23 protein-coding genes are annotated in these 24,721 nt (G+C 62.3%); 17 read left to right on the plus strand and 6 right to left on the minus strand.

Annotated elements, in window-relative coordinates:
* Positions 1–61: 61 nt before the first annotated feature.
* The 5 genes from GFS60_RS09240 (at position 62) to GFS60_RS09260 (ending at position 5,918) form a co-directional block, all read left to right on the plus strand.
* Positions 62–1,831: an ABC transporter substrate-binding protein gene (locus tag GFS60_RS09240; protein ID WP_159920607.1), complete on the plus strand. Its 1,770-nt coding sequence runs from the start codon at positions 62–64 to the stop codon at positions 1,829–1,831.
* Between the two features lie 27 nt (positions 1,832–1,858).
* The gene (locus tag GFS60_RS09245; protein WP_159920609.1) at positions 1,859–2,983 is read left to right on the plus strand and encodes an ABC transporter permease; all 1,125 of its coding nucleotides are present in this window, start codon (positions 1,859–1,861) and stop codon (positions 2,981–2,983) included.
* 121 nt (positions 2,984–3,104) lie between these two features.
* On the plus strand, positions 3,105–3,908 hold the full coding sequence (locus GFS60_RS09250) for an ABC transporter permease (protein WP_159920611.1): 804 nt from the start codon (positions 3,105–3,107) through the stop codon (positions 3,906–3,908).
* A gap of 28 nt (positions 3,909–3,936) precedes the next feature.
* Complete coding sequence (locus GFS60_RS09255) at positions 3,937–4,944, plus strand: ABC transporter ATP-binding protein (RefSeq protein WP_236603413.1); 1,008 nt, start codon at positions 3,937–3,939, stop codon at positions 4,942–4,944.
* Positions 4,941–5,918, plus strand: a complete 978-nt coding sequence (locus tag GFS60_RS09260; protein WP_159920615.1) for an ABC transporter ATP-binding protein — start codon at positions 4,941–4,943, stop codon at positions 5,916–5,918. The genes GFS60_RS09255 and GFS60_RS09260 overlap by 4 nt, the downstream gene beginning before the upstream one ends.
* A 25-nt stretch (positions 5,919–5,943) precedes the next feature.
* Here the strand turns inward: GFS60_RS09260 and GFS60_RS09265 are convergent, their stop codons facing one another.
* From GFS60_RS09265 to GFS60_RS09290, 6 genes are all read right to left on the minus strand, one after another.
* Positions 5,944–6,801, minus strand: a complete 858-nt coding sequence (locus tag GFS60_RS09265) for an LLM class F420-dependent oxidoreductase (RefSeq protein ID WP_201453534.1) — start codon at positions 6,799–6,801, stop codon at positions 5,944–5,946.
* A 17-nt stretch (positions 6,802–6,818) separates the two neighbouring features.
* Positions 6,819–7,301, minus strand: coding sequence for a nuclear transport factor 2 family protein (locus GFS60_RS09270; RefSeq protein WP_159920619.1), 483 nt, complete (start codon positions 7,299–7,301; stop codon positions 6,819–6,821).
* 51 nt (positions 7,302–7,352) lie between these two features.
* Positions 7,353–8,975 carry an AMP-binding protein gene (locus GFS60_RS09275; RefSeq protein ID WP_159920621.1) on the minus strand — a complete coding sequence of 541 codons (1,623 nt, stop codon included), beginning with the start codon at positions 8,973–8,975 and terminating at the stop codon, positions 7,353–7,355.
* Between the two features lie 182 nt (positions 8,976–9,157).
* Entirely contained in the window at positions 9,158–9,862 is a 705-nt protein-coding gene (locus tag GFS60_RS09280; RefSeq protein ID WP_201453535.1) for a TetR/AcrR family transcriptional regulator, read from the minus strand.
* A 31-nt stretch (positions 9,863–9,893) separates the two neighbouring features.
* Entirely contained in the window at positions 9,894–10,310 is a 417-nt protein-coding gene (locus GFS60_RS09285) for a Zn-ribbon domain-containing OB-fold protein (RefSeq protein ID WP_159920623.1), read from the minus strand.
* Positions 10,307–11,458, minus strand: a complete 1,152-nt coding sequence (locus GFS60_RS09290; protein ID WP_159920625.1) for a thiolase C-terminal domain-containing protein — start codon at positions 11,456–11,458, stop codon at positions 10,307–10,309. Before GFS60_RS09290 ends, GFS60_RS09285 begins: the two co-directional genes overlap by 4 nt.
* A 210-nt stretch (positions 11,459–11,668) precedes the next feature.
* Between GFS60_RS09290 and GFS60_RS09295 the strand changes: the two genes are divergently transcribed.
* The 12 genes from GFS60_RS09295 to GFS60_RS09350 all read left to right on the plus strand — a co-directional run bounded on the left by GFS60_RS09295 (position 11,669) and on the right by GFS60_RS09350 (position 24,715).
* On the plus strand, positions 11,669–12,433 hold the full coding sequence (locus GFS60_RS09295) for a hypothetical protein (RefSeq protein ID WP_005260868.1): 765 nt from the start codon (positions 11,669–11,671) through the stop codon (positions 12,431–12,433).
* 37 nt (positions 12,434–12,470) lie between these two features.
* Positions 12,471–13,385, plus strand: coding sequence for an LLM class F420-dependent oxidoreductase (locus tag GFS60_RS09300; RefSeq protein ID WP_159920627.1), 915 nt, complete (start codon positions 12,471–12,473; stop codon positions 13,383–13,385).
* 87 nt (positions 13,386–13,472) lie between these two features.
* Positions 13,473–14,558 (plus strand): LLM class flavin-dependent oxidoreductase, encoded by a 1,086-nt coding sequence (locus GFS60_RS09305; protein WP_159920628.1) that lies wholly within the window; start codon positions 13,473–13,475, stop codon positions 14,556–14,558.
* A 38-nt stretch (positions 14,559–14,596) separates the two neighbouring features.
* Positions 14,597–16,159, plus strand: coding sequence for an AMP-binding protein (locus GFS60_RS09310; RefSeq protein ID WP_159920630.1), 1,563 nt, complete (start codon positions 14,597–14,599; stop codon positions 16,157–16,159).
* 5 nt (positions 16,160–16,164) lie between these two features.
* A complete protein-coding gene (locus GFS60_RS09315; RefSeq protein ID WP_159920632.1) occupies positions 16,165–17,745 on the plus strand; it encodes a class I adenylate-forming enzyme family protein in 1,581 nt (526 codons plus the stop codon).
* A gap of 2 nt (positions 17,746–17,747) precedes the next feature.
* Positions 17,748–18,584 (plus strand): SDR family NAD(P)-dependent oxidoreductase, encoded by an 837-nt coding sequence (locus tag GFS60_RS09320; protein ID WP_159920634.1) that lies wholly within the window; start codon positions 17,748–17,750, stop codon positions 18,582–18,584.
* A gap of 50 nt (positions 18,585–18,634) precedes the next feature.
* Positions 18,635–20,110, plus strand: a complete 1,476-nt coding sequence (locus GFS60_RS09325; protein ID WP_159920636.1) for an aldehyde dehydrogenase family protein — start codon at positions 18,635–18,637, stop codon at positions 20,108–20,110.
* 247 nt (positions 20,111–20,357) lie between these two features.
* Positions 20,358–20,957, plus strand: coding sequence for a TetR/AcrR family transcriptional regulator (locus tag GFS60_RS09330; RefSeq protein WP_159920638.1), 600 nt, complete (start codon positions 20,358–20,360; stop codon positions 20,955–20,957).
* Between the two features lie 271 nt (positions 20,958–21,228).
* Positions 21,229–21,669 carry a hypothetical protein gene (locus GFS60_RS09335; protein WP_159920640.1) on the plus strand — a complete coding sequence of 147 codons (441 nt, stop codon included), beginning with the start codon at positions 21,229–21,231 and terminating at the stop codon, positions 21,667–21,669.
* A gap of 93 nt (positions 21,670–21,762) precedes the next feature.
* The gene (locus tag GFS60_RS09340; RefSeq protein ID WP_159920642.1) at positions 21,763–22,944 is read left to right on the plus strand and encodes an LLM class flavin-dependent oxidoreductase; all 1,182 of its coding nucleotides are present in this window, start codon (positions 21,763–21,765) and stop codon (positions 22,942–22,944) included.
* On the plus strand, positions 22,941–23,690 hold the full coding sequence (locus tag GFS60_RS09345) for an SDR family NAD(P)-dependent oxidoreductase (RefSeq protein WP_159920644.1): 750 nt from the start codon (positions 22,941–22,943) through the stop codon (positions 23,688–23,690). The genes GFS60_RS09340 and GFS60_RS09345 overlap by 4 nt, the downstream gene beginning before the upstream one ends.
* 41 nt (positions 23,691–23,731) lie before the next feature.
* Positions 23,732–24,715 carry an alpha/beta hydrolase gene (locus GFS60_RS09350; RefSeq protein WP_159920646.1) on the plus strand — a complete coding sequence of 328 codons (984 nt, stop codon included), beginning with the start codon at positions 23,732–23,734 and terminating at the stop codon, positions 24,713–24,715.
* Positions 24,716–24,721 lie beyond the last annotated feature (6 nt).

A 24,721-nucleotide genomic window follows, 5' to 3' on the forward strand; every position in this document is an offset into this window, starting at 1 on the left:
GCTCGCGGCCGCGCCTGCTCACCCTCGTGCGGCGACCTTGTGAAGTCGACCGTTGGCGCCCGTGCTCCACGGGACCGACCGCACGGCTGACCTGGGCTTCACCGACCAACTATTACTCGAAGGCCGTCGCGAATTTTCAGCCTGTCATTCACGCAGGTTGGACCTCTTCCAGTCGACGACTTCGCAAACTAACGTTTCCGTTCCGTTTTGGCGCATTCGCGCACCACTGAGGAGGACTTGCATGAGACTGCGGAAAGCCGTCGTTACGGCGTCAGCGCTTGTGATGTTGTTGAGCGCAGCCGGATGTGGTGGTTCCGGTGGTGACGAGGCTACGGCGGCAACTGGCACGTGCACCCCCGAGCGAATCGGTGGATCGGTTACGCAAGGAACGCTGCTGTCGCCGCGTGGACTCGACCCCGTAGGTCAACCCGGTGCTGCCGGTAGCGGAGGCACAGAAATCCAGGCACTATTCGACAGCCTGATCACGTACAACGCCGAAACGCAAACGTACGAACCGCAGGTCGCGCAAGCTTTGGACTCCAACGCAGAGCACACCGTGTGGACGATGAAGCTCCGTGACGGGGTGAAGTTCGGCAACGGTGACGCTCTCACAGCCGACGATGTCAAGCGAAGTATCGAGCGCCACCAATCGCCGAGCAATACCCAAGTGTCTCGTGGCGAAGCGCTGACGATCGCCTCTATGGACGTCGTCGACCCGCAGACGATTCGCTTCACACTCGACGGCCCATATCCGAGCTTCCCACACGTTCTCGCGACCGACGTCGGCATGGTGACCAATCCACGAATCGTCGACGCGATGGGGCCTGATCAGTTCGCACTCAACCCCCAAGGTGCGGGAGTCGGTCCTTACGAGCTTGTGCGGTACACGCCAGGTGAGGAGATCGTCATGGCCGCGAAGAGCGACTATTGGGGCGGGCCTGTGTGTATCGGGACGCTGAGGTTCATCAGCATCTCGGGCGCCGATGCCACCTTGGATGCACTCCGTACTGGTGAGCTCGACGTCGCTCTTCTCCGTGAACCTCCCGCAATTGATGAAGCGCGAGCGGAGGGAATGGAAAGCTTGCCCACCCTTTACAACTATGGCGAGGGCGTCGTTATGAACTCGGCGTCGAACCGGCCCACCGCCGACGTTCGGCTTCGCAAAGCGATCACTGCGGCAATAGATCCCGAGGCCATCAACAACCGCGTCTTCAATGGCACGGCATTGGCCACCTCGGCGCTGATTCAGGAGTCGACTCCTGGTCTGTATTCCGGGGAGGAGGGGCCCGCGTACGACCCCGACGCGGCCAAGCGGCTCGTCGACGAGGTCAAGAGTTCAGGGTGGAACGGGTCCATTCGACTGCTGGCGGATAACAGTCCAATCCGGGTCAATGAAGCGATTGCAGTCAAGGCTCTTCTCGAGAACGTGGGCATTGCGGTCGAGTTGAACACCGACATGTCCTTGGCGGAGGTTTTGGGAAGGGTTGCTTCCGACCGTGACTACGACCTTGTCATTTGGGGGCCCAACTACACCAATGAGGGCCTGTGGGCTCTGATGAATCGTCAGCTGAACAGTCAGAGCAAATCCAATTACTACGGATACGCCGACGATCGGATGGATGCAGCGTTGGCAGACCTCCGTGCCGCGGACACGGTCGACAAGCAGAAGGAAATCGTCGGCCGCATGCAGGCAATCCTCAATGACTCTCCGGTTATTGCCAATTTCGCCGCCTACGAGGAAGACAACATTCATTCCCATCGCGTCGGTGGACTGCTCCTGACACGGGGGAGCGTGCTCCGTTACGACAAGGCTTTCGTCACAGGTTTATAGGAGTCACGCGACTGGAGGAGGTCTGTCATGTTCCACAGGGTTGCCACTGTGCTCCTGAGAATTATTCCTGTCCTGATCGTTGTAAGCGTGAGTACGGCGGTTCTGATCGAACTCGTTCCTGGAGACCCGGCAGTTGCCGTCGTCGGCGCCGAAGGGACTCCCGAGCAGTACGCCGCAGTTCGGGAGAATCTCGGTCTCGATCGCCCGTGGTTCGCGCGCTACCTGGACTGGCTGAGTGGACTTCTACACGGAGACCTGGGTAAGACGCTGGTGCCACCCATCCAGGATGTCTCGACCCTGATCGCTACGCGTCTTCCCGTGACGTTGGAGATCGCTGTGTTGTCGGTTCTTCTTGCGCTGGCGATTTCGATACCGGTAGGAACATGGTCGGCATACCGGTACGGTCGTGCATTCGATCGGGTTGCGTCGGGGCTGTCCTTTGCGTTGATCTCGGTACCGAGCTTCCTGCTGGCGCTGATCCTGATCTATTTCGCGGTCTTTCGTCCCGAGGCGGTGAAGGGGCTCATACTTGCGGCCTGTGTGATCGCTACCGTTGTTCTGGCAGCGACGACGGTCGGCAGGCGGGGTGCACAATTGACCGCACAGGGACGCCGCGGCATCCGGATATTCGCACTGGGCGTGTTCGTGGTCGGTTTCGTCCTCGCGGTCTTCTTACCGGACTTTCCACGACAAGGGTTCGCTCGGATCGGTGAAGACGGTCTGGCCGAGAATCTCCGCACAATTTTCCTCCCGGTTCTCGTGCTGGGGCTCGCCGAAAGCGCTCAGCTCACGCGCCTGCTCCGCAGCGACATGGCGACCACTCTCAATGACGACTTCGTACTGGCGTCGCGCGCACAAGGGATGCCAGTACGGCACATTCTGGTCAAGGAGGCGCTCCGACCGTCGACCTTCTCATTGGTCACTGTCGCCGGCATCAGTTTCGGCAGGTTGCTCGGCGGCACAGTCATCGTCGAGACGATCTTCCGCCTCCCGGGCATGGGCACATTGATCGTCGAAAGCGTGGCGAAAAAGGAGTTCATGGTGTTGCAGGCCGCAGTGCTCGTCGTTGCCGCCCTCTACGTGCTTGTGAATGCCCTGGTCGACATTTCGTACCTGTACCTGGATCCGAGGACCCGCCATGTCCGTGTCTGAACGCATAGAAGAGCCGACCCGAGATGACGAACGATACTCGGCCGTTACGACACTTTCTCCGGTGCATCCGGAACGTCGCAGTCCATCTATCAAAGTCTGGGTTCGACATCTTGGACTGTGGTTGAGCGTCGGATGGCTCGCTGTGGAGGTCTTCGTCGCTCTCCTCGCAGACTTCCTCCCACTCGCCGAGGGCCGAAACCCGTCGTTGACCTTGGATGCTCCGATCCTTCAGCCCCCTCAAATCCTCTCTGGACATCCGCTCGGCACCGACCGCCAAGGACTGGACATCTTGAGTGGGGTGATCTACGGAGCGCGCACCTCCCTGGTCGTCGGCTTCGGAGCCGTACTCCTTGGAGTAGTGGTCGGCGGCGTCCTCGGTCTGACCGCGGGGTACTACCGGGGCAAGGTGGACGCTGCGCTCAATTTCCTCAACGATGCGCTACTCGCCTTTCCTCCGTTGATTCTCCTGCTCGCGCTCTCTTCGGTTGTTCGACCGAACATGAAGAACGTCACGCTGGTTCTCGGAGTGCTCGCTATCCCGGCGTTCTTCCGCCTGACGCGTGCCAACACGATGGCCTACTCCCAGAGGAATTTCGTACTCGCGGCGCGGGCGCTCGGTGCGCGGAGTTCACGGATTCTTGCACGCGAATTGACCCCGAACGTCTTGGCTTCGACCCTTGCGTACGCGTTCGTCGTCGTCGCCGTTCTCATCGTTGCCGAGTCCTCTTTGAGTTTCCTCGGATTGAGTATCCAGCGGCCCGAACCGACATGGGGCAACATGATCGCCTCCGGCCAGAACGACCTCGAGAAACATCCCCATTTGGTGTTCGTGCCTGGCGTTGTCCTTTTTCTGACAGTGCTCTCGCTCAACCGAATCGGCGACTGGGCGCAGCGACGTTGGGACCCACGATCACGGAAACTCTAGATTCCTGCGACGAGTGCGGAGAGCGGCTATGAGTAGAAATGCGCTACTGGAAGTGCGAGATCTGACGACCCGGTTCGACACCCCGAAGGGTTCTGTGTGCGCTGTGAACGGAGTGTCTTTCGCTCTCGAGAGGGGTGCGGCTCTCGGCATCGTGGGTGAGTCCGGTTCAGGAAAGTCAGTGCTCGTGCGGACCATCATGAATCTGCTTCCCCAGAATGCCTCTGTGTCATCCGAGTCGCGGGTGTTCTATGACGGTTGTGATGTCGCAACCATGACACCGGAGGAGAAGCGACACCTGTGGGGTCCACGAATCAGCATGATCTTCCAGGACCCTATGACTGCGCTCAACCCCGTTCGAAAAATCGGCGCTCAAATCGCAGACCCACAGCGTTACCACCTACACCGAACGAAGCGGCAGGCTTGGGATAATGCGGCTGACCTACTCGCCCAGGTGGGGATTTCGGATCCGCGGCGAAGACTGGATCAGTATCCGCACGAGCTTTCAGGCGGCATGCGGCAACGTGTCATGATCGCAATTGCAATTGGTTGTGAGCCGGATCTGCTCATTGCAGACGAGCCGACCACGGCACTGGACGTGACCGTTCAACGGCAGATCCTGGACTTGCTGACCGAGATCCAACGGGATCGGGACATGGGAATGCTCCTTATTACTCATGATCTGGGCGTGGTCGCTCAGCACACAGACCACGTTGCCGTCATGTACGCCGGCAGTTTCGTCGAATCAGCGCCAACCGGCACACTCTTCCGGAACATGCGGCATCGCTATACCTCCGCGTTGTTCCGATCCACCCCCCACGCCGGGACGGTGCCACATTCCAGGTTGCATTCGATCGCGGGACGTCCACCCGACCTGGTGAATCCGCCATCAGGCTGCCGATTCGCTCCTCGCTGCGAGCACACCGTTAACGACTGCGTAGTTCCACCGTCCTACCTCTCGGTGGGTGACGCTCATCGTCTGGCATGCCACAACCCAAACACAACACAGGTTCCCCGCGATAAAGGAATTGTGCGATGACGACTACAGAAACGTCTCCTACGCCGACTGCGGAGGTTTTACTGGAGGTCAGCGGGCTCGAAGTTGACTTCCGGTCCGGACGATCGGACGTCGTGCGCGCTGTCGCAGGGGTCAGCTTCGACGTCCGCCGTGGCGAGACCCTCGGAATCGTCGGAGAGTCCGGGTGCGGAAAGTCGACGACGGCGCGAGCGATTCTCCAGCTACCGAGGCCGACCGGAGGGACTGTCCGCTTCGACGGCCGTGACCTCACCACATTGTCGGACAAGGAGATGCGATCTGTACGACGACGGCTCCAGGTGATCCTGCAGGATCCGATCGCGTCACTCAACCCGCGCCGGAAAGTGCGCGACATAGTCGCCGAGGGCCTCGCCATCTGGGGATTAGCAGACAGGGACGAGCGGGTGCACCGCGCGATGGAAGCAGTCGGGCTTGATCCGGACGCGACCGGTGACAGGCTGCCAGGGGAGTTCTCAGGCGGACAGTGCCAGCGCATCAGCATCGCGCGGGCCCTCGCACTCGAACCCGAGATGATCATCTGTGATGAACCGGTATCGGCGCTCGATGTCTCGGTCCAAGCTCAGATCGTGAACCTCCTCGAGGATCTCAAGGATCAATATGGACTCACTCTCATCTTCGTCTCCCACGATTTGAGTGTCATACGCATTGTCAGCGACCGAGTCATGGTCATGTATCTCGGCAAGGTGTGCGAGATCGGACCGGCAGCCGCACTATTCGCCGATCCCAAACATCCCTATACAAAGATGCTCCTTGACGCTCTGCCAGTTCCCGACCCCGAGGTCACGACCGAAGCGGCTGCACCGGTCGGAGAGATGCCGTCGGTAATCTCACCGCCATCCGGCTGCCGATTCCGTACAAGGTGCCTCCGTGCCACCACGTATTGCGCGGAAGTGGAGCCACTAGCCACCGAGATCGGTGAACACCGATACGTGTCGTGTCACTTTCCGTTGAGCTGACAGTCGCCTGCCGACTGCTTTCCACCTACCCAAGCAATGCCCTGAGATGCTGCAGCGTTTCCAGAGTGGCGTCCTTGGCTGCAGTCGGCAGCCAGAACACGACTCGGTCCACCCCCATGTTCCGGTACCTGTCGAGCGCGTTCGTGTGTGGGCAGGCGTTGAACAAGGTGACCGAGGGGCGAGGCCGGCCAGCTGCGTCGGCGAGCCGCCGCAACTCGCCGACCCGCCAACCAAGTTCAGCTTCAAACTCCTCAACCTCCCCCGAGAGGGGATCGCCCACCTGATCGGTCCCTTCCCGGAACGGCATCCACCCGTCACCGTAGGAGATGACTCGCTTCAGTACTGTCGGGCCGCCACCTCCGACAAGTACGGGCGGACGGGGGCGCTGTACGGGCTTCGGCCACGACCACATGGGCGCGAAGTGCACATGCTGTCCCTGGTACGACGCTTCCTTCTGCTGCCAGATCGCGCTCATGGCTTCGACCCGCTCACGAATCAAACTGAACCTAGTTGACGGTTCCGTACCGTGGTTGCGCATCTCCTCGTCATTCCAGCCGGCGCCCACACCCAGGATTACGCGCCCGGCCGACAGTTGGTCGATGGACGCGATCTGTTTCGCCAGGATGATCGGGTCACGCTGGGCTACCAGGCACACTGCGGTGCCGACCTTGATTCGGGTCGTCGCCGCGGCGGCCGCTGTCATGGCAACGACCGGATCCATCGTTGTTCGGTAATACTCCGGGACATCGTGGCCTGAGTAGCCCGCAGCGCCGTCTCCGATCGGGACGTGCGTGTGATCCGGGAAGAATACCGACTCGAACCCGAACTGCTCGGCACTTGCCGCGAAATCGGTCGGAGTGATCGAGTCTGCGGAGGGAAACATTTGGACACCTGCGTGCATCACACGTCCTCCCATCGTTGCGGTCGAGTATCGTCGCGGATGTTCATCGGTTCGAGGAGGTGATGTGCCATGTCGCCGAACAGGTCGTTCCCCACTCGACGCTCACTAAAACGCCAGACGTCTCCCACCTTGACGAACCGATCGAGATAGTCGCCTGCAGTAATGGGATTGAGTGGTACCCCTGGCGGGTTCTGGACGACGAGCACGTAGGAGTGCGCACGAATCATGTCGGGACCGTCATCCTCGATGAGCAGGTTCGTAGCGATGTGATGTGTCCTAGGGGTGCCGTTCGGGTAGATCCTGACGTAGCGTGCCCATAAGTCCGCCACAGCTCGCGCGTCGCGTCGAATGGCGAGACTTCCATCGATGTAGATGTCGGCGTGTGCGAATAGTTCCCCCATTTCAGGCAGCCGCCCAGAATCGAGCAGATAGGGGTACCGGTAGATCAGATTCTGAATCTGCCGGTAATCATCGAATTTCACGTGATCTCCTCGTCGCGGCCGTATGTCGATGCGGGGCAGGCGCCTTGCAACTCAGACCGAGGTTCTCAGCTGATCGATACGCTCCCGCAGTGACGCCTTGGCGATCTTGCCGTTCGCCGTGACTGGGAGTGCTTCCAGAACGAGGACACGACGCGGGGCCTTGTAGTTCGACATGTTCGCTCGGGCCCATGCGACGATCTCCTCCTCAGTCGGATTCTCGCCTGCATGTGGAACTACAAACGCCCAGACGACCTCACCGAGAGCATCATCCGGCGCGCCGATCACTGCGGCTTGAGCGAGCTTCGGGTTGTGAAGGAGGAGGCTCTCGATCTCTGCCGGGTAGGCGTTGAAACCACCGACGATCAACATCTCCTTTGTCCGCCCGACAATCCGCAGATTGCCTTCATCGTCGAGTGAACCGACATCGCCGGTACTGAGCCAGCCATCCGAGGTGAATGCGTCGGAGGTGAGTTGCGGGGCGTCCCAGTACCCCTGCATCACTCCGTAGCCGCGAATCTGGATCTCGCCCTGCTCACCGGTGCGGGCCGGTGCGCCGCCGCTGTCCACCAGGCGGATCTCCATTCCGGAAACTACTCGGCCGGCCGAGCCCGCAACCACGGCCGTCGGGTCGCCCGGCCGGGTCATCGTCACCACCGAGCCTTCGATCAGGCCGTACGCGTTAGTGATTCGCTCGAACCCGAGTCGGTCCTGCAGTGCGATCACGAGTTCGTCCGGAACGCTCGCAGCGCCGACGATTGCCCAGCGGAGCGACGAGGTATCCCGTTGATCGAGTTCGGGATCCGAGAGAATTCGGCTGAAGAGGTTCGGCGGGCCTGCAAGAGTCGTCAGGCCGAGATTCTCGACCATGTCGAGCGCTCGATCCGGATCGAAGACGGCGACAGGCACCATCGTCGCCAGGCGTTCGACGCACGCGATCATCCCGGCATTGATTCCGAAGCCATGCGCGAAGGGGCTGACCACTGCGAGTCGGTCACCTTTGCCGAGCCCACAGACTTCGGCCCAATCCCAGTAGGCTCGAAGTATCTGGCCACCGTTGAGCATGACGCCCTTCGGTTGGCCCGTCGTACCGGACGTCATGAGGATTTCGAAGATGTCGGTGGGTTCGACCGCCAGAGCACGCTTCTCCGCGGCCTCGAGCGCAACCGTGTTGTGCAGATCGAGGAAAGCCTCCCACGAAAACGTGCCGGGAAGGTTCCTGTCACCCTGGAGCAGCACGAGTGTATGCAGGTCGGCGAGATCGGCGAAGGGGGCGTCGGAGCTAGGGCCGCCCACGGCCGTAGCGAGTTGATCGACATACGAGGCACCGAGAAACTCGTCGATTGCGACGAGCACCCGGCATCCGGTTCGACGGAGAACTTCTGTGGTCTCGATCCCCTTTCCCCGCGTGCTGAGAGGAACGACCACGGCGCCGCAGTCCCAGATTCCGAAGGCGGTGACCACCCACTGCCAGCAGTTCGGTGCCCACACCGCGATTCGATCGCCTGCGACGACGCCTCGGGAGATGAGAGCTCGCGCGACCTGGGATGCCTGAGTTCGAATATCGGAAAGGCTGAGCGTGGTGTCCCCATCGACGACGGCAACACACTGAGGATGGGCGGTTGCACGCTGGCGGAGCATTCGGGGGAGGGTTCCCCACTCGGGGATTTCGTTCATGAGACGGTGTTCCCTTCGACTAAAACAAGCAATCGCTTGGTTAAGCATTAACCTTCTCACACCGTCAGGCTCGAGGGAAGTTCTTGCGTTGACGCAAATGCCGAAGGCCGCCACTCGACTGCAGTGACGGCCTTCGGTGCGACAGCCGGTTGGACACGCGGCTACGTTCAGGGTGTTCGTTGTCAGCCCGAGAACAAGGGCCGGTCTGGATTCGTCCAAGCGCTGCTAGGCTTCTCGAGGCCGCTCATTACCAATTTCAGGTACTGGTCGGCCAATTGATCCGCCGACAGGCGTCCGGATGGTGTAAACCATCGCACGGCGACCCATAAGGAGTCGCGCAGGAATCGGTATGTGATCGCGGTATCGAGGTCCTCTCGGAAGACCCCGGATGCCACTCCGTCGTCGAGAACCTTGGTCCAGATCCGCCTGACTTCGGCCTCGGACTCGGCGACGTACGCAAAGCGTGGAAATTGATTGAGATACCCGCGTTCGTTCTGGATTACCGTGATGGCGGCGCGGTGATCATCGAGCGAATTGAAAGCCGCCCTCACGAGGTGGCGGAGTGCGACCGCAGGCTCCGAATCCTTCTTGACGATCTCCTCGTACGTCGCCATGAGGCTGGTGAAGTACGCGGACAAGATTTCGTCGACGATCGCCTCTTTCGACTCGAAGTGGTGGTAGAGGCTCCCCGAGAGAACCCCCGCTGCGTCACCGATCTGGCGTACGGTCGTCGAGCGAAAGCCCTGCTCAGCGAAGAGGTCGGCCGCGATGTCCAGCAAAGCCTGGCGCCGCTGGGAGCTCGCTTCTCCCTGCTCCGTCCGTCGCCGTGTTCCGCGTCGCGGAATTGTCGCGGGTGCAGGCAGGGTGGTTCGCGATTTGGGTGCCATAGGTACAGTATGCATTACTTTCACCCAAGCGCTAGTTTGCTTGGTTCGCTGGTCTCCAGCGAATCAGTGTGGATGGGACGCCGTCCCTCGGGGCGGACGAGGTGAACTCAGCGACCACTTCGAGGCCGACTGTCAAGTCGGATCCGTGTGTGTCTCGGGTCCAGCCGCCGGGCAGGAGTAGATTTTCGCCCGCGTCGAGTCGGACGAGCACCACCACGAACGGCACGGCGGTACCGGGGGAGAAGGCCCGATGCGTGACCGTCCACGTCACCACGGTTCCTGTGCCCTCGGTCGTGAACCATTCCCAGTCGAAGGAGCCGCACACGTTGCACAGAGCTCGGGGCGCCCATCGAAGTACGCCGCACGTGCACTGTTGGACCTGCAGTTGCTGTCGCTCCAAAGCCTGCCACCAGGTGGTCGAGTCGCGATCGCCGTACGAACCGGTCATCGGACACCTCTCAGAATCAGGGCCGAGGTGACACCGGAGACATAGCCGGGCTGGCCGGTGCACAGGGCGGTTCGAGCGTGTTCGACCTGGCGCGGTCCAGCCTCTCCACGCAGTTGCAGCACTGCTTCGGCGACATGATTGAGACCGTGCGCGTAGCCCTCGGACAAGTGTCCTCCGTGTGTGTTGACGGGCAGGCTCCCGCCGAAGGTCGTCTCGCCGGCGGCCACAAAAGCTGCTGCCTCGTTGCGCGGCGCGAGTTGGTAGTCCTCGAGCTGCATCAGTACCAGCGGTGTGAATGCGTCGTAGAGTTCGGCGATGTCGATGTCTTCCGGGCTGATACCTGCGCGTGCGTAGAGTCGTGGCGCCATCTCGCGGGCGGCGCTGGTCGAGAAGTCCGTTCTGCTGCCGGAGTAGAGGCTGTGGCCGCCGCCGGTGGAGGCGGCGCTGACCAGGACGGGGGTTCGACGCAGGTCGTGGGCCCTGGCCGCGGATGTTACGACAACAGCCACCGCGGTGTCCGTCTCGAGGCAGCAGTCGAACAAACGCAGCGGGTCACTGACCAGGGGAGAATTCAGGTACTGGTCCATCGTCAACGGTGTCGTCATCATCGCCAGGGGATTCAGCAATGCGTGCGACCTCTGGTTGATCGCGACGCGGCCGAGGTCTTCGGAGGTTGCGCCCGACCTCGTCAGGTACGAGCGTGCCACGAGCGCGAACTGTTGCGGTGGCGCGAGAAGTCCGTACGGGACCTGGTATTGAAACTCGACCAACGTCGGTGCGGAGCGGCCGGTGCCGCCCATCCGGAACTCGGAGCGGGCGTTCAATGCTCGCCAGACCACTACGACCTCGGCCTGGCCGCTGGTGACTGCCATGGCAGCGGCACCGACGGCGGCGGCCGACATGCTGCCTCCACCGACGAGGTCGAGGAGGACGTGGGGGTCGTCGACTCCGAGGCTATGGGCTACCGCAGACGCTGGGACGGCGTCGCCCACACTGTGGGTAATCAAGCCGTCGACATCGCCGAGTTCGAGGCCGGCGTCGTCGAGCGCCGCTGTGATGGCCCGAAGTCCCAGTTCGAGCGTGCTCACGCCCGAGTTCTTGTAGAACGGCGTCCGGCCGACGCCGGCAATCGCACTCTGATCACGCACTGTGGTTGCCTCGGGTATTTGTGCGGATGCTTCCCGTTTCACTCATCGTCACGTTAGACTCCATTTGAACTAGCGCTTGGTTTTTATGCAAGGCTAGGTTCGCAGGCGGGAGCTGTCAAAGGTTACTCGTCGGCATTGACCCCGCATGGGGTGGACTCGTACATTAATATTTGAGCAAGCAGTTGCTTGTTTTCGATGAAGGGACGAAGAGTGGCACGCGGCATCTATCTCCTCGAAGAGGTTTACTTCCACCCGATGAACTCCACGAACCCGCGGGAGTATCTTCAGTGGCTGGTCAACTACAAGAAGGAAGACGAACAGCGGACGGACTCCGATGCGGAGCTGACGCAGGGTTTGTCGGTCCGATCACGGGCGATCGACCTGGTCGGCGCGTTCTACGCGATCGGAATCACCGGACACGAACAGTTCAAGGCCGTCACATTGTGGGATTGCCACGGCGGGTGGGACGGTGGCTGGCGCCAGCAGCTGGACATCTACAACGGTGTGAAGCCGGAACTGTTCCTGTCCAGTATCGACAACCTTCGCCACAAGGCTTTCTCCCGCCCCATGGGTGCGGTGCGCGGCACGCCTGATCTGCAGGAACTGCGAGCGGAGCAGTACACGGCGCCATTTTTCCTGCACGAGATCGCTCAGGTTCGCCCCGGGGCAGCGCAGGACTATCTCGCTGCCGTGCGCGAGGAGCGGGCTCCGATTCTCGCCGACCACGGCCATCGACTCGTCGGGCTATACGAGGTCATGCTCTCCGACACTGAGGTGGTTACCTTCTGGGGAACGGACATCGACAGTCATCTCGAGACGCAGCGCGCATACGACGCCGCAGTCGGACTCGATGCCGAAGCGACCGCAGACCCCAGGCTCGTCGAGTGGCGCAAGAGTGCACGACAGTATCTCGATGGGCCCTGGCGTGAGACGTTGCTGGCGCCGTTCCCAGGATCCGTTCTCGCCCCGAAGTAGGCCATCCCATTTCTGTGGTGAATGAAAGAAGGATCTGATGCGCTTCGTACTCGGTCTCCCGACCGATCAGGTCGACAGGCCCTCGGAGTTCCTCACCGCTGACGCCGTCGCTGACGTCGCGAGCGCTGCCGAGGAAGCGGGGTTCGATGCGGTGTCCGTCACCGACCACCCGTTCCCGCAAGACAAGTGGCTGTCACGGGGAGGTCACCAAGCCCTCGACCCGATGGTCGCACTCTCCTTTGCGGCCGCACGCACCACCCGGGTCCGGCTCCTGACGAATGTGTTCGTGCTCCCGTATCACAATCCGTTCCTTACGGCACGAGCGGTGGCGAGCCTCGATGTACTGTCCGGGGGGCGGGTCATCTTCGGAGCAGCGGTGGGATACCTCAGATCCGAGTTCGCCGCGTTGGGTTTGGCCTACGACGATCGAGGCGAGCGCACCGATCAAGCGCTGCGATTGATCAAGATGGCGTGGTCGGGGGAGTCGGTCACCGTCGAGGATCCTCCGTACTCGGTGGTCGAACACACGATGCGGCCCGCGCCTTTGCAGTCCCCGCATCCCCCGATCTGGTTCGGCGGGAACAGTAAACGCGCGATTTGTCGGGTCGTCGAGTTCGGACAAGGGTGGATGCCCATGCCGCAACCTGCCTCAGCAGCGAAGCTGACGAGAACGCCGGGACTGGAGACGATCGACGAACTGGCCGACCGTATTCAGTATCTCCGGTCCAGCGCTCTCGACGCCGGAAGGGGCCGCCCGGACGTGTGCTTTGTCCCGTTCGGGATGCGTATGACCGACAGCCCGGACCTCGACACGTTCGACCAGCTGAGCGAGGACGTCGGAACATATGCCGAGGCCGGTGTCGATTGGCTTTCAGTCCCCTTCGCGGGTACGGACCGAGACTCGCTGCTGAAGTCGATCGAAGAGTTCGGTGCACGTGTGATCGATCGATAAGTCCGTCGCGTTGTTCCTGCCCACATGAATTGTTGAGCGCCATCCTGGCGGCACTACGCCACGGCAGCGCAAGAAAGGTTGTCCACCATGAATGCTCCTGTCGAGCACCGACCGATGAAGTTTTCTGCCTTCCTGCTCTTTCACCGCGCCGATCAGAGGAACAGCATCAAGGAGGTGTACGACTACAACCTCCGGGTGGCCGACCTACTCGAAGAACTCGGGTTCGATGGAGTCTGGGTGTCCGAGCACCATTTCCGGGACTATGGAACCGTCCCCAGCATCTTCACCATGCTCGGCTACCTCGCGGCTCGAACCGAGAGGCTCCGCCTCGGCACCGGCGTGGTCGTGCTGCCCCTGCATAACCCGATCCATGTGGCCGAGCAGGCTGCCCAGCTGGACCTGCTGTCGAACGGACGACTCGATCTCGGCCTTGGCCGTGGATATCAGAGTATCGAATTCGATGGCTTCGGGATGAGTCTGGCGGAAGCCCGTGATCGCTTCGACGAGGGACTCGAAGTGATCACAGGACTGTGGACGAAGGACCCGTTCAAGCACGAAGGCCAGTTCTACCGCAGTGGCGAGGTTTCCCTCACACCCAAGCCGATTCAGAATCCGCACCCGCCGATCTACGTCGCGGCCGTAAGCCCCGAAACAGTTGAGCGGTACGCCCGGCGCGGGTTGCCGATCCTCGCGGATCCTGCGGCGCCGTTCAAGAAGATCCACAACGCAGCCGAGACGTGGCATCGGATCGCGGCGGAGTCCGGATATGACACCTCGGACACCGACCTCGTCGTGTCGCGGTCGGTGTGGCTCGCGCCGACCGTCGAACAGGCGAGGAAGGATCAAGCTGCGTTCGAGGCATCCTTCGATCGGTCGCGCATCTTCAACGAGAAGAGTGCCCCGATCGATTCGAAGACCGGTGAGGTCGCGAAGGGTTTCGAGTTCTGGGAAGGCCGCTACCTGAAGGGTGGCGAGGTCGGCAACGACTTCCGCTGGGAGCAACTCGAAGTCATCGGGGATCCCAAGCGGGTCATCGGCCAGGTCGCGATGTTGCAGGAATTCGGCTTCAACCACCTGATGTGCGATTTCGGCAGCACCCGGCACATGCCGTTTGACGAGATGGCGAAGGCGATCACGTTCTTCGCGAAGGAAGTCATTCCCGCGTTCCGCTGACACTGCCGTGCACCATCCACCCCTGTGAAAGGCGCCTCGTGTATTCAGAGCTGTCCCTCGCCGACATCGTTCGGGAAAACCGCCGTGGCCGCGGTGACATGGTGGCCATCGTCGACGGTGACGAGCGGATTACCTACGCCGAGTTCGATGAACGGACGGACCGACTGGCGAACGCCCTGACAGGCGAAGGAGTGCATCCCGGTGACCGCGTGTTGTGGATCGGAGCAAACTCTCACCGCGTCTTCGAGTTGCTCATTGCGGCAGGCAAAGTGGGTGCCATCCTGTGCCCGGCGAACTGGCGGCAAAGTGCGGACGAGCTCCGTTTCGTCATCGACGATCTCCAGCCGAAACTGATCCTCTCGGAACCGAAGATAGTTGGAAACCTCCACGACAGTCTGGGTGACGACCGTACCCCGTGGGTGCGTTGCAGCGACGACTCCGCCGACGAGTACCGGCGGTGGTCGGCGTCCTTTCCATCGACTCCGGCACCCTCATCGGAGTCGATCCACGCCGAGGATCCCGTCCTGCTTCTGTACACCGCAGCGTTCGACGGACGCCCGAACGGTGCACTCATCTCCCACCGAGCGCTGATCAGTCACTCTTTGGTCGTCGCTGTCCAACGCCAGATCACAGAGGGGTTCGTCTTCCTCGGCAGTGGTCCGCTCTTCCACATCGGCACCTGGATGTTCGCGGTGGCTACATTCGTGTGCGGTGGGACGAACGTCGTCCTCCCCCAGTTCGATCCCCGACGGGCATGCGAACTGATCGAGCGGGAGCGTTGCCAGGGAGCCATGCTGTTTCCCGCGATGATCGATCAGTTGGTTGCCGCCAACGGGGACGATCGATACGACCTGTCGAGTCTGCACTTCGGTCCGGCAGGCTCGACCTGGAATCACATGATTACCCTCGATCGGAGCCCGTGGGGCCGATCCAATGCCGGATACGGACAGACGGAAGTCGGCGGAATGCTGACCTACCACGCTCTCGGCATCGACGGGCTGGGTACTCACGGACGCTCGAGTCCACTCATGCAGGTGCGCATCGTCGATGCCGACGGACGAGATGTGTCGACCGGCGACGTCGGTGAGATCGCGACCCGCGGAATGCACCTGTTCAATGGATATTTCAACCGTCCTGATCTCAACGCCGCTCGATTCCGAGACGGCTGGTACCACACAGGTGACCTCGGAAGAAGGGAATCCGACGGCACCCTGTCATTTGTCGGCCCCAAACTCCGCATGATCAAATCCGGAGGCGAGAACATCTATCCGGCCGAGGTGGAACGCGCCCTACTCGGGCATCCCGACGTCGATTCAGCTGCAGTCATCGGCCGGCCGGACAGCATCTGGGGCCAATCAGTGGTCGCGATCGTGGTGCGGAACGCGTCGGCTTCGGTGACCGAGCAGGAGCTGATCGCGCACGTGCGCAGCCAGGTCGCGTCGTACAAGAAGCCGAAGTCGGTGGTCTTCGTCGGGACGATCCCGAGGCGCGGATTCGTACCCGACTACGACCTCCTGGACGTACAGCACGGAGGTGGCGGATACCCCGGCAGTGAACCGACTCCGGAAACCACAGCAGCTACTAGCGAGATGACGAGGTGAAATCGATGAATGGGACGCCCTACTCGAATTTCGGCTACGCGATCCTGTCCGCACAGCGCAATCGAGCACCTCATATGCCGGCGTTGGCGTACTGCGGCCGAGAGCGGCTCACCTACGCCGAGCTGGACGGCCGGGTCAACCGAACCGCCAACGCGCTCCTCGCGGCCGGCATACGTCCCGGAGAACGTGTAGCGACACTGCTCGACTCCACACTCTCGGTCGCTGAGATCTACCTGGCGCAGACGAAAATCGGATCCGTTCTCTGTGCCCTCAACCCGTACTGGACTCTCGACACGCTCGAGCAGATCGTCACCAAGATCGAGGCCACCACCTTCGTCTACGATGCGAAGTTCGACCAGGTCATCGACCAGTTGCGGCCCATGCTCCAGCACGTCCGCACCTGGATCCGAACCGGCGGCGCACCGGACAGCCACGACACGGTCGACCTCAACCAATTGACGATGGAGGCTCCCGAAACCGAACCACCGCTCGGTGCGGGGGGAGATGATCTGCTCGCCTTGTTCTTCACCTCGGGTACGACAGGATTGCCGAAGGCCGTGCAGTACACGCACGCCTCGGGAATCGCCATCGCTCAAGGCTTGTGGGCAGATGTTCCTGTACTGAGGCAGGCGGCGCTGGGAACCGGCCCGATCATCTGGGGGGTTGGCTTCATTGCCGTCGCCGCGCCAGCCTTGGCGGCCGGAATCACCCTCGTACTCGAGGACAACTTCGGACCGGAACAGTTCCTCAAAACTGTTCCGCGGGAGAGCATCACCCATATCAGCGTGACACCGAGCTTCTTCGTGGAGCTGTTGTCTACTGCGGATCACGAAGCGGTCGACCTCAGCTCCCTGCGTGTGGCCATGCTCGGCGGCGAACCGCTGTTGACGTCATTGAAGGAGCGGATCTCCCGGCGTCTCCCGAACCTGGAGCTGTACGGGTACTACGGTCAGACCGAGGCGCCGTACAGCGTGATCGGCCGCCGCGACGACGGGAGCGTCCCGGACGGAGTGGTCGGGTGGGCCCGATTCGGCGGTGCCGTCAGGGTGGTCGATACGACCGGCGCGCCCGTGATCGACACGCTGGGGGAGGTCCAGATCAGCGGACCCCACGTGTCGGCCGGCTACTACGGGCAACCCGACGCCACGAATGAGGCGCTCAGGGACGGATGGTTCGTCGGAGGCGACATTGGTTCGCTCGACGAGCACGGTCGGCTGACAGTTCTCGGGCGGCGAACCGACGCTATCGAGCGAGGCGGCGTTCTCACTCTCCCCGCGCAGATCGAAGACGTAGCATCCCGGGCGGACGGGGTAGCTGAAGCCGGTGCTGTCGGGCTTCCTGTTCAGGATTCGGATCCGCAGATACTGCTGGTGCTGGCACCGAAGCAGGGATGTGAGCCCGACCGGGAGGAAATCGCCGATCGCCTCGCCGCTGCACTAGCGCCCGCTTCGAGGCCGGACCACATCGTAGTGGTGGACAGCTTGCCGCACGCCAACGACGGCTCCGGTGGCAAGGGCAAACTTCTGCGACGAGTGCTTGTCGAACAGTTCGGGCATCTCGTTGATTCCTCGGTAGTGAAAGGCTGACAATGGGTTTCCTCGAAGGTCAGGTCGTTGTCGTCACGGGTGGCGCGCGAGGCCAAGGGCGCTCACACGCCGTCGCGGCCGCGCGTCAGGGGGCTGACGTCGTCCTACTCGATCGTTGTACAGACGTACCGTGCATCGGTTACCCGCAGGCCGACGAGACGGACCTCCGGGACACCGAAACACTCGTCCGTGAGTGTGGAACTCGTGCGCTCGGCCTGGTGTGTGACGTCGCCGACCGCGAGCAGACACTCTCCGCGGTGGACAAGGTCGTCGACACGTTCGGGCGCATCGACGTCCTGATAGCAAACGCCGGGGTCTACGGCGGCGGGTCGATCCAGGACGCCGACTTCGACGTCTGGAACGAAGTGCTCGGAAGCAACCTCACCGGCGTCTTCCACAGCATGCGGGCAGTGAGTCCCCAGATGATCACTCAGGGATACGGGCGCATCGTCGTGACGACCTCCAATCAAGGGAGAACCGCGGTTCCGGGGTCAGTCCCCTACGTCGCTTCCAAATGGGGCGCGATCGGGCTGGTGAAAGCCGCCGCGCAAGATCTGGCGCAGTTCGGGATCACCGTCAACGGGGTGGCCCCAGGCAACACCTCGACCAAGATGGTGCATAACGAGGCTCTGTACCGCGCAATGCGCCCGGATCTCGCAAATCCGTCCTGGGACGATGTCGAGCCCGCGCTGCGCCTGCACCATGTGCAGCCGATCGCCCTGCTCGAGCCGCATGAGATCACCGCAGCAGTGATGTTCCTGATCGGCCCGGACACCCCACACATCACCGGCAGCATCATCGACGTCAACGCCGGCACCGCCGCACGGACAACCGCGTAGCCGGTTCCGCTCGCTGACCCACTGTGCTTACCGCCCCGAAGGGACACGACATGACGATCCACGACGATTCGATCGATTATTTGCAGCTGATCGACGGCGAACTCCGGCCGTCGCGCAACGGCCAGTGGATCGACAGCGTGAATCCGGCGACAAGTCAGGTCTGGGCACGAATCCCCGCCGGCGGTGCGGGTGACGTCGACGACGCGGTACGCGCAGCGAAGTCGGCGCTCGACTCCTGGCGCGCCCTCCCGGCTGCAGCCCGTGCCGCCTTGCTTCGGTCCTGGGCAGCAACCGTCCGCGACAATCTCGATACGCTGTGGCGTCTGGACGCCACCGACAACGGACGAGCGCGCCGAGAGGCGGAACCGGCCATTGCGGGCGCCGCGTCGCAGATCGAGTTCCACGCCGGGCTCGCCGAGACCATCACCGGCGACACGGTCCTCGTGTCGGACTCCGCGACGACCTACTCGGTACGTGAACCATTCGGTGTGGTCGGTCTGATCATCCCGTGGAATGCGCCGTTGGCGATGTTCCTGGCGAAGGTTTCCGCGGCGATCGCCGCAGGCAACACGATCGTCGTCAAACCTCCTGAGCGGGCGTCGGTCTCGGTGCTCGTCGCTGTGCAGCTTCTCGAGAAGGCGGGGATTCCCCGTGGCGTGGTGAATGTAGTGACCGGGGAAGGTTCCAGTGCCGGTGAGGCACTGGTGAGGCATCCAGATGTCCGTAAGATCAGTTTTACCGGTTCGACCGCGACTGGGCGACGAATCACCGAGAACTCGGTGGCCAACATCAAATCCCTCGCACTCGAACTCGGCGGGAAGTCGCCGAACATCGTTTTCGCGGACGCCGACCTCGAGCATGCGGCCGATGTGGTCGCGGCAGGAATCTACACCGCCAGCGCAGGGCAGGCCTGCATCGCAGGATCGCGAATCCTCGTAGAGGAAGCGATCCTCGACGATTTCGTGGAGCGACTGCGCTCGAGAGCCTCCGCGATGGTACTGGGGAACCCCCTGGACTCCCAGACCGACATGGGCCCCCTTGCGTTCGACGGCCAGTACGACAAGGTCCGCGAATACCTGCAGATCGGACGGCAAGAGGGAGCGACGCTTGCGTTCGGCGGGCGTTGCGGAAACGAGTTGTTTCCGCCCGAAAGTCCACTGCGCGACGGATACTTCGTCGAACCCACGCTCTTTCTCACTGAGGATCCGCAACTTCGGGTGTGCCAGGAGGAGATCTTCGGGCCGGTCGCTGTGGCCATGCCATTCGCGGACGAAGCCGACGCCCTCCGGTTGGCCAACGACAGCGGATACGGTCTCGCTGCCGGCGTCTGGACCCAGAACCTCTCGCGCGCGCTCCGGTTTACTCGCCGACTCGAGGCGGGCACCGTGTGGGTCAATACGTATCGCCGACTGCATTGGGCGCTTCCGTTCGGCGGACAGAAGGAGAGCGGGACGGGCACGTCGAACGGGCCCACTACGTTGGACGAATGGCTCGAGCACAAGAGTGTGTGGATCGAGCACGGGTAGCATCGGACTTCGGCGACCGTGTATCACAGAGTTCCCCCGCGAAGAATCCGAGACATCGATATCCGTGTCGCGGACCGACTGGGTCTCGAACTGATGGGTCGAAGGTTGGGCTGAATCGGTCCTTCACGTCTCTACCTGAGCGGGCTCGCGATCCTGGACGGCCGCCCTGCATCGTCACCTGCGTAGTGAGGGGTGCCCGTGAACTACAGTTGCAGGTCGAACGGTATCTGGAAGACGGGACTATGCGATGACCAAGGCTGCGCGCGGGAACATGCGCGACCTCCAGAAGGAGCTGACGAAAACTCGGCTGAAGGAGGCCGCTATCGCCTGCTTCGTGGAGAACGGTTACCTCGCGACTGCGGTCACGGACATCACCCGCACGGCCGGGGCTACACGTGCCACCTTCTACCTGCATTACAAGACCAAAGCTGAAGTCGTGGATGCGCTCCTCGACGAGCTCGATGTCGTGTACGCGGAGCCGTTCTCACAATTTGCCGGCGTCCTGGCGGAACCCAGCACGGACGCCTTCCGCGCCTGGCTTCGCGAGATCGTGAAGATCTGGCAAACGACCCGCGACATCTCGATAGTCGTGTACGAGGCCGCCGGTGTCGAGCGGGAGATAGGGGACCGTCGGGCCCGCAGTTTCGACTTCGAGACGGACAGGATTGCGAAGGCCTTGTCGGCCACTGGGCGGTGGACGCCGAAGCAGGCTCGGATCCGTGCTCTGCTGATCTTCTCCCAGCTCGGCAGCCTGTTCATGCAGTGGTCAGCGCCTGATTCCGACGTGGACGTCGAGGAGGCGGTCGACGTGCTGGCCGCGATGTGGATGGCCGCGCTCGACCGCTGAGAATTTCACTAGACTCACTGCCTCTTGACTAGACGCTGTGATCAGGGTTACATGGGCGTACCCCACTTCTCGGAGGATTCGCCTGATGTTGGTTTCTTCAGATTTCGCTCCCCGGCTTTCTCGCGGTTGTAGTCTCGACGGCCCGGGGGCTGCACGGACGTCGCCGCGATTGGCCCATCACGGCGAAGTGCGGGCAGTCCGCGGCAATGCCCGCCTGTGTGCGTATGCCTTTCGGGATGCAGGCGCGCCGGGAGTCGAGGGGGGCCGTCCGATGCTGGACGCGGCCCTGCACTCCATCTTCGACATCGCGTCCGCCCGCCCCGCCGGCGGCGATTTGCGACTTTCGTCCCATGGCATCGTCTTCCTGGTCGAAGCGGGAGATCGTCCCGTCGGCATCGAGGGTATGAAGAGCCTTCTCGCCGAGGTCGGTCAGCGCGAGGTCTTGCGGAGCGCGGCTGTGGGCATCGTCGTAATCGGAGGTTCCGCTGCTGCCTCTGCTACCGACCTCGACTTTCTCGCGCGCGCCGTTCGCGCTTGCGGTGGATATGTCGTGGGCTCTGGCGTCGCCATCACGAAACGCGACGGAGGCACCGTTGCCCGCCCCGGTGGCACCGTCGAATTCGAAGACGTCACACTTGCGTCGAGCGTCAGCCTCCTCGGTCGCAGAGTGGCTACCCTCGCGGCGTCCGGCCGTACCCTCAGCGCCGCCTGACCTGCAGTCTGAATCACCCCGTCCAGCCAGAGCCGATCTGTGTCGTCAACCTGCGAGCAATCGCTTGGCCAAACCTTACGAAAGGATTCACGAATGAAGTTTTCCATGATTTTCGAGGCGCAGATCGCCGATCCGACGCCCGCCAAAGAACGCCAGACCTACCTTGATTCGATCGAACAAGCCGTCTATGCCGAGGAGATGGGCTTCGACGGAGTCTGGGCGGTCGAGCATCACGGTCTCGAGCACTACTCGCACATGTCTGCCCCTGAACTGTTCCTTGCAACAGTGGCTGCAAAAACCTCACGTATCCGGATCGGACACGGTGCGGTCTGCATGCCGTTCAACTTCAACTACCCGACTCGGGTGGCCGAACGGGCCGCCATGCTCGACGTCCTCTCGAACGGCCGGCTCAATCTGGGCGCGGCCCGGGGCGGCACCCTGCAGGAAGCGGCGATGTGCAACGTGAACCCTGCGGAAACCGCTGCACAGGTGGAGGAGGCGCTCCGGATCATCTCAGCGGCATGGCGGTCACCGGACTTCGAATACCACGGCGAGCTCCTCGACATCAAAGCACCGGAGGGCAACTCTCCCCTCCGTGTGCTCCCTCGTCCTGTCCAGACCCCGCATCCGCCTTTGTTTCTCGCCAGCACGAAGCCAGACACAGTTGTGCATTCTGCCGAGCTAGGAGTGGGTGCGCTTGTGTTCGGCTTCGGCGGACTTGACAGCATCAAGATGCAGCACCAGCTCTACTGGGACCGGGTGAAGAGCCGAACAGGCGAGAAGTTCGTTTCGGATGTCACCAACGACCACTTCGTCGCACTGTGTCCGACCATCGTCCTCGACGACGAGCAGCAAGCGAAGGAGATCGGGGCCCGCGGCCAGCGCTTCTTCGGCGAGTCCATCGGCTACTGGCATCTCGGCGGCGCGAAGCCGCCCACCGGCGCGACCGTCGACGAGGACAACATCGCGTACATGCGTGCCAAGGCCGCTGCCGAGGAGGCTGCCTTCGACCGCGGTGACCGACCCCAATACTCCGAACGATCGCTCGCCGCAGCCAATTTCAACATCGATCATGCCTACGGGACGGTCGACACCGCGATCAAGTATGTCGAGGAACTCGAGAAGGTCGGAGTCGACGAAGTCCTCTGCCTGATCCAGATGGGTACCGTCCCGCAGGACGTGTGTATGGCCACCATCAAGGCTTGGGGAGAGCACGTCATTCCGCATTTTCGACTGCCGATGGCAGATCGGCAGCGGACCGCAGCCGCGGTATGAGCCGGCTCGCCGGAAAGACCGCTCTCGTCACAGGCGGGGCACAGGGGCAAGGCGCTGCCGAAGCGAGGGCGTTCGCCCGTGAGGGAGCCCGGGTCGTCATCGCCGATGTGAACAGTGAACTCGGACTCGCTACAGCCGCGGAGATCGATGGAGATGTCCGGTATATGCACCTGGATGTCGCCGATACCGACTCCTGGAAGCAGGCCGTCGCCGCGATCGACGAAAGCTACGGCGGCTTGAATGTGCTCGTCAACAATGCCGCACGATACTGGGCCCGCCCGATACTCGAGGAGAGCGACGACGCACTCGACACGATCATCGCGGTGAACCTCAAGGGCGCATTCCTCGGTATTCGCGCTGTCGCTCCACTCATGATCGCGTCCGGTGGAGGATCGATCATCAATGTCTCGTCAACGGCTGGAGTGGCGGGACACGCCGGACATGCGGCATACGGCATGACCAAGTGGGGAATCCGCGGCCTGACACGGGTCGCGGCCGCGGAGTTGTCACCGTCTCGGATCCGCGTAAACTGCTTGGTACCGGGCGCCATCACCGGTCCCATGCTGGGAGTGAACATTCCACGCTCCGAACAACGTAATCCAGACCGGTGGACCGCATTACCGTTACGCCGACCGGGTGAGCCCGAGGAGATCGCGGAAGGCGCAGTATTTCTCGCTTCCGATGAATCCTCGTATGTGACCGGCACGGACCTGGTGCTCGATGGCGGCGCGACGGGAACGGGATAACGAGTCGAACTGTCGAGCCCATCATGAATACAGGAGGTCACGTGGACACAGAGTTCGAAGACGTGGTGGCACACTTCCCGCAGCTGCAATTCGAAGATCCCGCCGCGCAGCGCGCGGCATTCGAAGCAATGCGGACAACCGCGCCACCGCCGAGGCTGCCCGAAGACGTGGAGATACACGACACCTGCAGCATTCCACTCGCTGATGGACACCGCGTTCCGGTCCGGATCCACGTGCCCCGTGACCTCGCGCACGACGCACCGACATTGGTGTGGATACACGGCGGCGGGTATGTGGTCGGCACCGCCGACGAAGATGACGCCTTATGCGCCCGAATAGCATCCGACGTCGGCATCGGCGTGGTATCGGTCGAGTACCGCTTGGCTCCCGAGTATCCGTTCCCACACGGACTCGACGACTGCCATGCTGTTGCTGCCGCACTCACCGACGCCAACCGTGATGCGTCTTTCGCGGTCCTCGGCACCGGCCGGGTAGTGATCGGTGGCGGAAGTGCCGGCGCCGGACTGGCGGCGGCGGTCGCGCTACGGCTGCGCGACGAGGGCCGACGAGCGCTCGCGGGGCAGATATTGCTGTACCCGTTCATTGACTCGACTCTGAAGTCGCCCTCGATGTCGTCCCTCGCAGAGAGCGCGATCTTCAACGCCCACGATGCAGAGGTGTGCTGGCAGCACTATCTGGGCGAGCAACGATTCAAGCCGCCTGCGTATGGTTCTCCCACTGCGGCCACCGACCTGAACGGTCTCCCTCCGGCCTATGTCGTGGCGGCGGGTGCCGATTGTCTGCACGACGAGGCGGTGGATTACGCGTTGAGGATGCGAGCGGCCGGGGTAAGCGTCGAGTTGCACTCGATCGCCGATGTGCCGCACGGTTTTACCGGTGTGGCGCCGTGGACGTCCGCGAGTCGGCGAGCCATTGCAGGTGTCATCGATGCGATCCGGCGGTTCAGCGGAGGACAAGAGATTTCACCACCAAAACCTGCCCTGGTGGCAGCAAGCGAGAAATGAAGGACA

This window comes from Rhodococcus sp. WAY2, assembly GCF_009859915.1.
In the GTDB taxonomy this organism is placed as follows: domain Bacteria; phylum Actinomycetota; class Actinomycetes; order Mycobacteriales; family Mycobacteriaceae; genus Rhodococcus_F; species Rhodococcus_F oxybenzonivorans.

What these genes read in the sequence shown, in the direction of transcription:
- GFS60_RS09245 (WP_159920609.1), top strand. Translation starts at nt 1,859, where the DNA reads ATGTTCCACAGGGTTGCCACTGTGCTCCTGAGAATTATTCCTGTCCTG.
- GFS60_RS09255 (WP_236603413.1), top strand. Translation starts at nt 3,937, where the DNA reads ATGAGTAGAAATGCGCTACTGGAAGTGCGAGATCTGACGACCCGGTTC.
- GFS60_RS09260 (WP_159920615.1), top strand. Translation starts at nt 4,941, where the DNA reads ATGACGACTACAGAAACGTCTCCTACGCCGACTGCGGAGGTTTTACTG.
- GFS60_RS09265 (WP_201453534.1), bottom strand. Translation starts at nt 6,801, where the DNA reads ATGTTTCCCTCCGCAGACTCGATCACTCCGACCGATTTCGCGGCAAGT.
- GFS60_RS09275 (WP_159920621.1), bottom strand. Translation starts at nt 8,975, where the DNA reads ATGAACGAAATCCCCGAGTGGGGAACCCTCCCCCGAATGCTCCGCCAG.
- GFS60_RS09280 (WP_201453535.1), bottom strand. Translation starts at nt 9,862, where the DNA reads ATGGCACCCAAATCGCGAACCACCCTGCCTGCACCCGCGACAATTCCG.
- GFS60_RS09285 (WP_159920623.1), bottom strand. Translation starts at nt 10,310, where the DNA reads ATGACCGGTTCGTACGGCGATCGCGACTCGACCACCTGGTGGCAGGCT.
- GFS60_RS09300 (WP_159920627.1), top strand. Translation starts at nt 12,471, where the DNA reads ATGCGCTTCGTACTCGGTCTCCCGACCGATCAGGTCGACAGGCCCTCG.
- GFS60_RS09305 (WP_159920628.1), top strand. Translation starts at nt 13,473, where the DNA reads ATGAATGCTCCTGTCGAGCACCGACCGATGAAGTTTTCTGCCTTCCTG.
- GFS60_RS09315 (WP_159920632.1), top strand. Translation starts at nt 16,165, where the DNA reads ATGAATGGGACGCCCTACTCGAATTTCGGCTACGCGATCCTGTCCGCA.
- GFS60_RS09320 (WP_159920634.1), top strand. Translation starts at nt 17,748, where the DNA reads ATGGGTTTCCTCGAAGGTCAGGTCGTTGTCGTCACGGGTGGCGCGCGA.
- GFS60_RS09325 (WP_159920636.1), top strand. Translation starts at nt 18,635, where the DNA reads ATGACGATCCACGACGATTCGATCGATTATTTGCAGCTGATCGACGGC.
- GFS60_RS09330 (WP_159920638.1), top strand. Translation starts at nt 20,358, where the DNA reads ATGACCAAGGCTGCGCGCGGGAACATGCGCGACCTCCAGAAGGAGCTG.
- GFS60_RS09335 (WP_159920640.1), top strand. Translation starts at nt 21,229, where the DNA reads ATGCTGGACGCGGCCCTGCACTCCATCTTCGACATCGCGTCCGCCCGC.
- GFS60_RS09340 (WP_159920642.1), top strand. Translation starts at nt 21,763, where the DNA reads ATGAAGTTTTCCATGATTTTCGAGGCGCAGATCGCCGATCCGACGCCC.
- GFS60_RS09345 (WP_159920644.1), top strand. Translation starts at nt 22,941, where the DNA reads ATGAGCCGGCTCGCCGGAAAGACCGCTCTCGTCACAGGCGGGGCACAG.